Raw genomic sequence first — 8,472 nt, 5'->3', positions numbered from 1 at the left:
TTTCAGACGTCCAGTCATCGTGGGGGACTCCTTCGGTCGGTGGGGACGGAACCGAGTCACCGGCGGGCCGGGCGCCGTCGTCGCCGCCACGCCGCCACCGATGGGGGAGTCCAGAGATTAGGGGAACCTAACTTGTGCTTGCAAGTTCAACATTCAGCCATGCCGGGGATTCCGCGGGTGGAGGGCGCGGGCCGCCCGCGGCGGGTCAGCTGAGCGTGCGCCGGGCGACCCTGGTCAGCCCGGCCCTGCGCCGGTCCGCCTGGTCGAGGGCCAGGTCGGCGCTGCGGCCGCGCAGGGTCAGGGTCATCAGCTGGTTCCCGAACCACGGGCCGCCCGTGCGCCGCCAGCCGATTCCGGATCCGCCCGGCCGGACCCGGCGCGACAGCCGCCGCCCGAGGGCCCGGGCCGGCCGGCTCCAGCCGATGCGGAAGCCCAGCCGTATCGACGCGGGCACCGAGTTGTGCACGGGGGAGCAGGTCAGCTGGAGGACGCGGGCGGCGGGCGCGGCGCCGCCCGGCCAGTGCGGCTCGGCGATGTAGGCGTGGTGCACGTCCCCGGACAGGACGCACACCGTCGCGGGGGCGTCCGGGCCGGATCCGGCCTCCGCGATCAGCCCGGTCAGCGCGTCGAACGAGGCGGGGAAGGCGGCCCAGTGCTCCAGGTCCGCCCGCCGCCGCAGGTCCTCGCCGAAGCGGGCCCGGCGCGGGCCCCGCTCCCCGGCGCACTGCGCCGCGTTCCACCGCTCCACGTCGTGGATCAGGTGCGGCAGCAGCCAGGGCAGGGACGTGCCGATCAGCAGGTGGTCGCGGCCGTCCGGGTCGTCGAGGGCCTGCTCGCGCAGCCAGCGCTCCTCGCCCGGGTCGAGCATGGCCCGCCGGTCCTCGTCGAGGACGCGGGCGGCACGGGTGTCGACCATGAGCAGCCGGGTGCGGCCGAAGTCGCGGCGGTAGCTCCAGCGGACCGAGGCCGGTGCGGCGTCGGCCTGCGCGGCGAACCGGCGCAGCGCGTCCGTGCCGTCCGGCGTGGCCCGCACCTGTGCGTACAGCGGGTCGGCGGCCAGCTCGTCGGGCGGCAGGTTCCCCAGGTGCTGGTGCACCCAGTAGGACATCAGGCCGCTCAGCAGGCGCTCGCGCCACCACGGGGTCGCGCGCATGTCGGCGAGCCAGGCCGCGCTCGTGTTCCAGTCGTCGATCAGGTCGTGGTCGTCGAAGATCATGCAGCTGGGCACGGTGGACAGCAGCCAGCGCACCTCGGGGTCGCGCCAGGACTCGTAGTAGAGGTGGGTGTACTCCTCGTAGTCCGCGACCTGGGCTCCCGGGGGCTCGTCCGGATCGCGGCGCCGGGACAGCCACGCGCGCGTCGCCGGGGACGTCTCGTCCGCGTACACCTGGTCGCCCAGCAGGACCAGGACGTCCGGGCGGGCGGCGCCGGGGTCCGCGGCGAGCCGGGCGGCGAGCGTGTCCAGGGCGTCCGGGCCGACCGGGTCGTGGCCGCCGGCGGGCGGGGCGGCCCAGCGGCAGGAGCCGAACGTCACCCGGAACGGCGCGGGCGCCGGGGCGCCGTGGTCCGGGGTGCGGATGGTGCTCGCGGGGAAGCGGGAGTCCGGCTCGGGCCAGACGCGGGCGCCGTCGAGCGTCACCTCGTACGCGGTCTCGCCGCCCGGGGTCAGCCCGGTGACCGGCACGAGCGCGTAGTGGTGGCCCTCGATCTGGAAGGTGGGTGCGGTGCCGGACGCGCCGTCCGCGCAGCGCACCTCGGCGACGCAGGGCCGGCTCGCCTCGACCCAGACCGTCGCCGTCTCCTCGTCCACGTACCGCAGCAGTGGGCCCAGGCGCAGTCCCGCCACGTGATCGCCTCCTCCGGCGTCCCGGTTCCGATGGTCCGGTACGTGGAACGCCGGAGGGAGGCGGTGTGGTTCCGCGTGCCCCGGGGGAGCGGGGCGCGCGGGCTCAGCAGCCGCTCAGGCCCGAGGAGATGGCGGACTTCTCGGCGGAGTCGACCGTGAGGTCGTAGTAGTGCTTCACGTGGACCCACATGCGCAGGTACATGCACGTGTACGCCGCGCGGGACGGCATCCACGTCGCGGGATCCTGGTCGCCCTTGGACTGGTTGACGTTGTCGGTGACCGCGACGAGCTGCGGGCGCGTCAGGTCGTTGGCGAAGCCCTGGCGCTGGGCCGTCGTCCAGGAACTGGCGCCGGACTTCCAGGCCTCGGACAGCGGCACGACGTGGTCGATGTCGACGTCCGAGGACGCGGTCCAGGTGGCGCCGTCGTACGGGGAGTACCAACTGCCGGACGTGGCGGCGCAGCTGGAGTCGGTCTGCACGTTCGTGCCGTCGCGCTTGAGGACCTCCTCGCGGGTGTTGCAGGTGCCGGACTGGGTGATCCAGTGCGGGAACTTGTCGCGGCTGTACCCGTCGCTGGATCCCTCGGCCCTGACGGTCAGTTCGGAGAGGTACGTGCGGGCGGTGGCGGCGGTGACCGGGGTGGGCGGGGCGGCCTGTGCGGTGGGGCCGAGCGTGAGCAGGCCGGCGGTGGCGAGGACGGTGGCGGCGACGGCCGTCAGGGGGCGGCGTCGACGCGCGTAGAAAGAGGTGCCGGGGGTGCGGTGCGTCGCGGTGCGGGGCATGTGAACTCCCGTGAGGTGGGGGGAAGTCGGCCTGGGCGTGGTGCGCCCGGTCAGCGTCGTGGGGTGGGGTTGCCGACAGATGTGCGCCGAGTGACAGGGTCGCGTCAATTTGAAGGGCGGACAAGGGGTGCGACGCGTCAATCGGGCGCGACGGGGCGGGTGTTGGGGTGGTCTGCCGGGGTTTGCGCCGCATCGGTCGCCGGGGCGCCCCGGCGCTCGGTCCGCACGGACGTCCGGCCCGTCACGCACCGTGGGTGGTGCGTGACGGGCCGGACGGAATTGGATATATCGGGGCTCGTTTTGTACCGTGAGGAAACAAAGTGGTTCCCGTCCGCTCACCCTGACCGGCGGGCGGGGCCCTCTTTGTCCCCCGCACTCACGTCTCCGTTCTCTGGAGTCCGCCGATGACGGCCACGCCCACCGTTCTCTCCGCACGCGCCCTGCTGCTCGACATGGACGGCACCCTCGTCAACTCCGACGCCGTCGTCGAGCGCTGCTGGCGCCGCTGGGCCGCCACCCACGAGCTCGACCCGGACCACGTCATGAGCGTCGTGCACGGACGCCAGGGCTACGCCTCGATGGCCGTCCTGCTGCCCGAGCGCCCCATGGCCGAGAACCACGCGGACAACGCGCGCATGCTCGCCGAGGAGACCGCCGACATGGACGGCGTCGTGCCGGTCCCCGGTGCGGCCGCCTTCCTCGACGCCCTTGTCTCCGGCGGGCTCCCGCACGCCCTGGTCACCTCCGCCGACGTCGCCCTGTCCACGGGCCGGATGGCCGCCGCCGCGCTGCCCTACCCCGTCGTGCGCGTGACCGCCGAGAACGTCGGCGCCAGCAAGCCCGACCCCGAGGGCTTCCTCAAGGGAGCCGCCGAACTGGGCGTCGCCCCCGCCGACTGCGTCGTCTTCGAGGACTCCGGCGCGGGCATCGCGGCCGGCCTCGCCGCCGGCATGCGCGTCGTCGGCATCGGCCCCCGCGCGGCCCAGCACGGCCCGACCGTGCACGTCCCGGACCTCACCCACGTCCGCGTCGAGGCCGCCGCGGACGGCGAGATCCTGCTCCACGTCGCGTAGCCGCGCGGGGCGGCGCGACCGCCCCGCGCACCGCGTCCCTTAATCACTGGACCCACGTCCGACCCGCACCTACGGTGTCCCGATGACGTCGATCATCCGGGAAATCCAGGTCACCTTCGACTGCGCCGAGCCGGTGCGGGTCGCGCGCTTCTGGTGCGAGGTGGTGGGGTACGAGCCGATCGTGGACGAGGACGGCGACGACTCCTGGGCGGCCGCCGCCGACCCGACGGGCGCCGGTCCGCGCATGTACTTCCAGCGGGTTCCCGAGGGCAAGGTCGTCAAGAACCGCGTGCACGTCGACGTACGGGCCGGCAAGGGGCTCGTCGGCCAGGAGCGGCTCGACGTGCTCCTCTCGGAGGAGGCGCGCCTGCAGAAGCTGGGCGCGACCCGCGTGCTGCTCCAGCTGGCCGACGACGAGAACGAGTCGTGCCTGACGATGCAGGACATCGAGGGGAACGAGTTCTGCCTGGACTGACCGCCGATCCGATGCCGAGTCCGGGTTCTGCCCGGACCGGCCGCCGTTCTACCGTGTGCCGATGCAGATCGCTCCGCCGCGGACAGCGGCGATACCGGCCGACCGGCTCCGGCCCGGCCGCCACTGGTACGTCACGGCCGGCCTGATCGCCGCCGGACTGACCGCGCTCGGCGCGGTCCTCGGCATCCTCCGGTTCCAGCACCTGCTCGACGCGGTCGGTGACGGCCCCCGGTTCGGCAACGACCGGACCGTCACCCTCCGCCTCGAACCGGGCGACGACCGGGCGATCTGGGCCATGTACCCCGGCCGCTCGCCCGGCCCCACCTGCACGATCAGCGGCCCCGGTCACCCGGCGCTCCACGACGGCAGCGATCTGACCCTCACCCGGGACGAGACCTGGTACCTGCTCTACCGCGTCGACGTGCAGCGCGCGGGCGCGTACGACATCACCTGCTCGTCCCAGGCGCTGTCCCGCTACACGGTCGGGGACGCGGTGGGCTTCTTCGGCTTCGCCGCCACGCTCGTCGTGGCGATCCTGCTCCCCGTCCTCGGCATCGTCCTGTGCGTCGTGATCGTCCTCGTCACCACCCTGCGCCGCAATGCCCACCGCACCCGGCTGCTCGCCGAACAGCACCGAATCCAGGGCGGGTCCACCGCGTGAGCACGCCCGTCACCGGCGCCTGGCCGCCCGCGCCGCTGCACACCCGCCGGCTCGTCCTGCGCGCGTCCGAGGCCCGCGACCGGCCCGCCTTCATCGAGCTGTTCGCCTCTCCCGAGGTGCGGGCCCATCTCGGCGGCGCCCACCCGCGCGACGAGCTCGAGCGGACCGTGCCCGCCGTGCCGGGCCGGCGCCCCGGCGTGTTCGTCGTCGAGACCGGCGGCGCGATGATCGGCACCGTGTCCGTCGAGCGGCGGGACCCGGCCCGGCCCGGGCGCGGCCACGACGGCGCCGCCGAACTCGGCTACACCTTCCTGCCCGGCGCCTGGGGCCACGGGTACGCCGCCGAGGCGTGCCGCGCCGTGATCGACTGGTTCACCGCGGCCCGGCCCGGCGAGCCGCTCGTCCTGTGCACACAGACGGCCAACGCCCGCTCGCTGCGCCTGGCCCGGCGCCTCGCGTTCACCGAGGTCGAGCGGTTCGAGGAGTTCGGCGCCGAGCAGTGGTTCGGGGTGCTGAGCCCGGCCCGCGACACCCCGCCGGACTGACGGGCGCCGCTCGATAACCGGTTGCGGCCGGACCCGGTGCGCGGCCCATCATCGGGGATGCGCACCGCACCACGCCCCGACTGGACCGTCTCCGCCGAGCCGTACGACTCGCCCGCCGCCGTCGCGCTCTGGCGCGCGTACTACACCGAGGTGAGCGACCGCTGGTACCAGCGCTACGAGAGCCGTGACACGGACCCCGCGGAGCTCGAGCGGGAGATCGCCGCCGACCCCGGGGACCACCTCGCGCCGCCCGGCGGCCGGCTCCTCGTCGGCCGGTACCGGGGCGAGCCCGCGGGCATGGCCGGGGTGTGGCTGGCCGATCCCGGGACGGCCGAGCTGACCCGGGTGTACGTCCGCGGCGACCTGCGCGGCACGGGCGGCGCCGCGCTGCTCGTGGCCGCCGCCGAGGACGCGGCCCGCACGCTCGGCGCCGAGCTGCTGCGCCTCGACACCCGCACCGACCTGGTGGAGGCCCGCGCCCTGTACGCCCGGCTCGGGTACACCGAGACGGAGGCCTTCAGCGACCGGCTCTACGCCGAGCACTGGTTCAGCAAGGACCTCACCGCCGGCCCGGCGGAGCTCACGCCGCCAGACCGGTCCGCTTCCCGTCGTGCGGGCGCTCCGCGTCCGAGCCGCACATCTCCGCGTTGAGCTCGGTGACCAGCCGGTTCAGATCGGTGGGCCGGTCCGGGCCCCACCAGTCGCCGAGCAGCTCGGCCAGCGACTCCTCGCGGGCGGCGGCCAGCCGCCCGGCCAGCTCCCGGCCGGCCGGGGTGAGGACCAGGTCGAGCCCTTGGCGCTCGGCGAGGTGCCGCTCCTCCACCTGCCGGGCCGCCTCGATGATCACCGGCAGCGGGACCCGGCTGCGCTCGGCGAGCGCGGAGGGCTCCGCCCAGCCGTACCGGTGGATGCGCAGCACCAGCCAGGACGCCGCGGGCAGCAGGTCCTCGCCCGCGCGGGCCGTGATCTTCTCGTAGATCTCCCGCCGCCCCTCGCGGGTGCCGAGCGCCGACAGGGCCCGCACCACCTCGTCGTACGAGGAGCGTTCCACGGGGTTCGAGGCGAGGGTCTCGGTCGCGTCGGGGGCCGTGACGGAGGCCCGGAGTCTGTCCTCGCGCAGGAACCAGGACAGCAGGAACGCGAGGAGCGCGACCGGCGCCGCGTACACGAACACGTCGGTGATGGAGGTCGAGTAGGCGTGCAGCACCGACGGCTGCACGGCGGGCGGGAGTTGGGAGATGCCGCGTGGGTCGGCGCCGAGCGAGTCCGGGCTGACGCCGGGCGGCAGCTGCTGCCCGGAGAGCGCGTCGGTGAGCTTGGTGGCCAGCCGGTTGGTGAAGATCGTGCCGAAGACCGCGACGCCGAAGGAGGCGCCGATGGACCGGAAGAACGTCGCGCCCGACGTGGCGACGCCCAGATCCTCGTACGGGACCGCGTTCTGCACGATCAGCACGAGCACCTGCATGACGAGGCCGAGCCCGAAGCCGAAGACGAAGAAGTAGGCGCTCATCTCGAACGTGGAGCTGTTCTCGTCCAGATTGTGCAGGAGCAGCAGGCCGATCGCCGTCACGGCGGTCCCGGCCACGGGGAACACCTTCCAGCGGCCGGTGCGGCTGACGACCTGTCCCGAGCCGGTGGACGCGATGAGCAGACCGAGCACCATCGGCAGCATGTGCACGCCCGACATGGTCGGCGAGACACCGTGCACGATCTGCAGGAACGTCGGCAGATAGGTCATCGCGCCGAACATCGCGAAGCCCACGACGAAGCTGATCACGGCGGACAGCGTGAACGTCCGCACCCGGAACAGCTTCATCGGCAGCACCGGCTCCGCCGCCCGGAACTCCTGGTACACGAAGGCCACCGCGAGCAGCACCCCGAGCACCGCGAGCCCGACGATCTGCGGCGAGCCCCAGCCCCACGTGGTCCCGCCGAGCGAGGCGACGAGCACGAGACAGGTGGCCACGGACGCGATCAGGAACGTGCCCAGGTAGTCGATCCGGTGCTTGCGCGAGCGGACGGGGATGTGCAGGGCCGTCGCGATGACGAGGAGGGCGACCACGCCGATCGGCAGGTTGACGTAGAAGACCCAGCGCCAGTTCAGATGCTCGGTGAACAGGCCGCCGAGCAGCGGGCCGAGCACGCTCGTCGCGCCGAACACGGCGCCGAACAGGCCCTGGTACTTGCCGCGTTCGCGGGGCGAGACGATGTCGCCGACGATCGCCATGGACAGCACCATCAGACCGCCGCCGCCCAGCCCCTGGAGCGCCCGGAAGCCGATCAGCTGCGGCATGTTCTGCGCGATCCCGCACAGCGCCGAACCGATCAGGAAGATCACGATCGCGGCCTGGAACAGCTTCTTGCGCCCGTACTGGTCGCCGAGCTTGCCCCACAGCGGGGTCGCGGCCGTCGACGCGAGCAGATACGCGGTGACGACCCAGGACAGGTGGTCGAGGCCGCCCAGGTCGCTGACGATCGTCGGCAGCGCCGTCGACACGATCGTCTGGTCGAGCGCGGCGAGCAGCATCCCGAGCAGCAGCGCGCCGATGGACACCAGGACGCCGCTGCTCTTGGCCCGGTCGTCGGGCACCGACTCGTGCGTACGGCTGCCGTCCCGGCTGTCCGGCGCGCCGGGCACGCCCGGTGTGCCGCTCCCGCTGTCCTGGCTGCTCATGGCCACCTCCACGGACCCTTCGGCCCGGACCGGCCGGAGGGCTGGTCCTTCCATCCTGGTGGCTTCGGGACGGTTTGGCCTGTTGAGTCCGGTGCGGGCGGCCTCCGATCCCCGGGCCCGCACCACAGATTCTCCACACCTTCTACGATCGTCACACCAACGCTCAGGGGATGGGGATCACACGGTGAGCGAGCACCACCACGACACGGATCAGCGCTGCCCGGAATGCGGCGCCGCCGCGGGCTGCGACTGCCCGGCCGAGGGCTTCGGGCTGCGCGTGCGCCCGTACGTCACCCTGCCGGAGCCCGCCGAACCGGAGCCGCCGCGCGCCTCCGTCCCGTACACGCCCGCCCCGCTGCCCGCGCAGCGCGACGTGCCCCCGCCGGGCAGGCCGGAGCCGGCCCCGGACGAGCG

At 73.7% G+C, this 8,472-nt stretch carries 8 protein-coding genes and 1 pseudogene; 6 read left to right on the top strand and 3 right to left on the bottom strand.

Features of this window, described 5'->3' with window-relative positions:
* Positions 1–205 precede the first annotated feature (205 nt).
* Together GTW43_RS14110 and GTW43_RS14105 are read right to left on the bottom strand one after the other, a co-directional pair.
* Positions 206–1,846 (bottom strand): alkaline phosphatase D family protein, encoded by a 1,641-nt coding sequence (locus GTW43_RS14110; RefSeq protein WP_161300975.1) that lies wholly within the window; start codon positions 1,844–1,846, stop codon positions 206–208.
* 103 nt (positions 1,847–1,949) lie between these two features.
* On the bottom strand, positions 1,950–2,630 hold the full coding sequence (locus tag GTW43_RS14105) for an HNH endonuclease family protein (protein ID WP_161300976.1): 681 nt from the start codon (positions 2,628–2,630) through the stop codon (positions 1,950–1,952).
* Between the two features lie 404 nt (positions 2,631–3,034).
* On the opposite strand from GTW43_RS14105, the gene GTW43_RS14100 reads away from it, so the two are divergent.
* From GTW43_RS14100 to GTW43_RS14080, 5 genes are all read left to right on the top strand, one after another.
* A complete protein-coding gene (locus GTW43_RS14100; protein ID WP_161300977.1) occupies positions 3,035–3,703 on the top strand; it encodes an HAD-IA family hydrolase in 669 nt (222 codons plus the stop codon).
* Between the two features lie 82 nt (positions 3,704–3,785).
* A complete protein-coding gene (locus GTW43_RS14095) occupies positions 3,786–4,178 on the top strand; it encodes a VOC family protein (protein ID WP_161300978.1) in 393 nt (130 codons plus the stop codon).
* Positions 4,179–4,239: 61 nt separating this feature from the next.
* On the top strand, positions 4,240–4,839 hold the full coding sequence (locus tag GTW43_RS14090; protein ID WP_161300979.1) for a hypothetical protein: 600 nt from the start codon (positions 4,240–4,242) through the stop codon (positions 4,837–4,839).
* Positions 4,836–5,384 (top strand): GNAT family N-acetyltransferase, encoded by a 549-nt coding sequence (locus GTW43_RS14085; RefSeq protein WP_161302078.1) that lies wholly within the window; start codon positions 4,836–4,838, stop codon positions 5,382–5,384. The genes GTW43_RS14090 and GTW43_RS14085 overlap by 4 nt, the downstream gene beginning before the upstream one ends.
* Positions 5,385–5,441: 57 nt before the next feature.
* On the top strand, positions 5,442–6,035 hold the full coding sequence (locus GTW43_RS14080) for a GNAT family N-acetyltransferase (RefSeq protein WP_161302076.1): 594 nt from the start codon (positions 5,442–5,444) through the stop codon (positions 6,033–6,035).
* Here the strand turns inward: GTW43_RS14080 and GTW43_RS14075 are convergent.
* The gene (locus GTW43_RS14075; RefSeq protein WP_161302074.1) at positions 5,965–8,058 is read right to left on the bottom strand and encodes an MFS transporter; all 2,094 of its coding nucleotides are present in this window, start codon (positions 8,056–8,058) and stop codon (positions 5,965–5,967) included. The two genes, GTW43_RS14080 and GTW43_RS14075, sit on opposite strands and share 71 nt — an antisense overlap.
* Before the next feature lie 184 nt (positions 8,059–8,242).
* Here GTW43_RS14075 and GTW43_RS14070 point away from each other — a divergent pair.
* Positions 8,243–8,472, top strand: a pseudogene (locus tag GTW43_RS14070) (hypothetical protein); the annotation flags it as partial.

Origin of the sequence: Streptomyces sp. SID5785 (assembly GCF_009870065.1) — a bacterium.
GTDB lineage: Bacteria > Actinomycetota > Actinomycetes > Streptomycetales > Streptomycetaceae > Streptomyces.
This window is presented reverse-complemented; position numbering and strand designations above follow the sequence as displayed.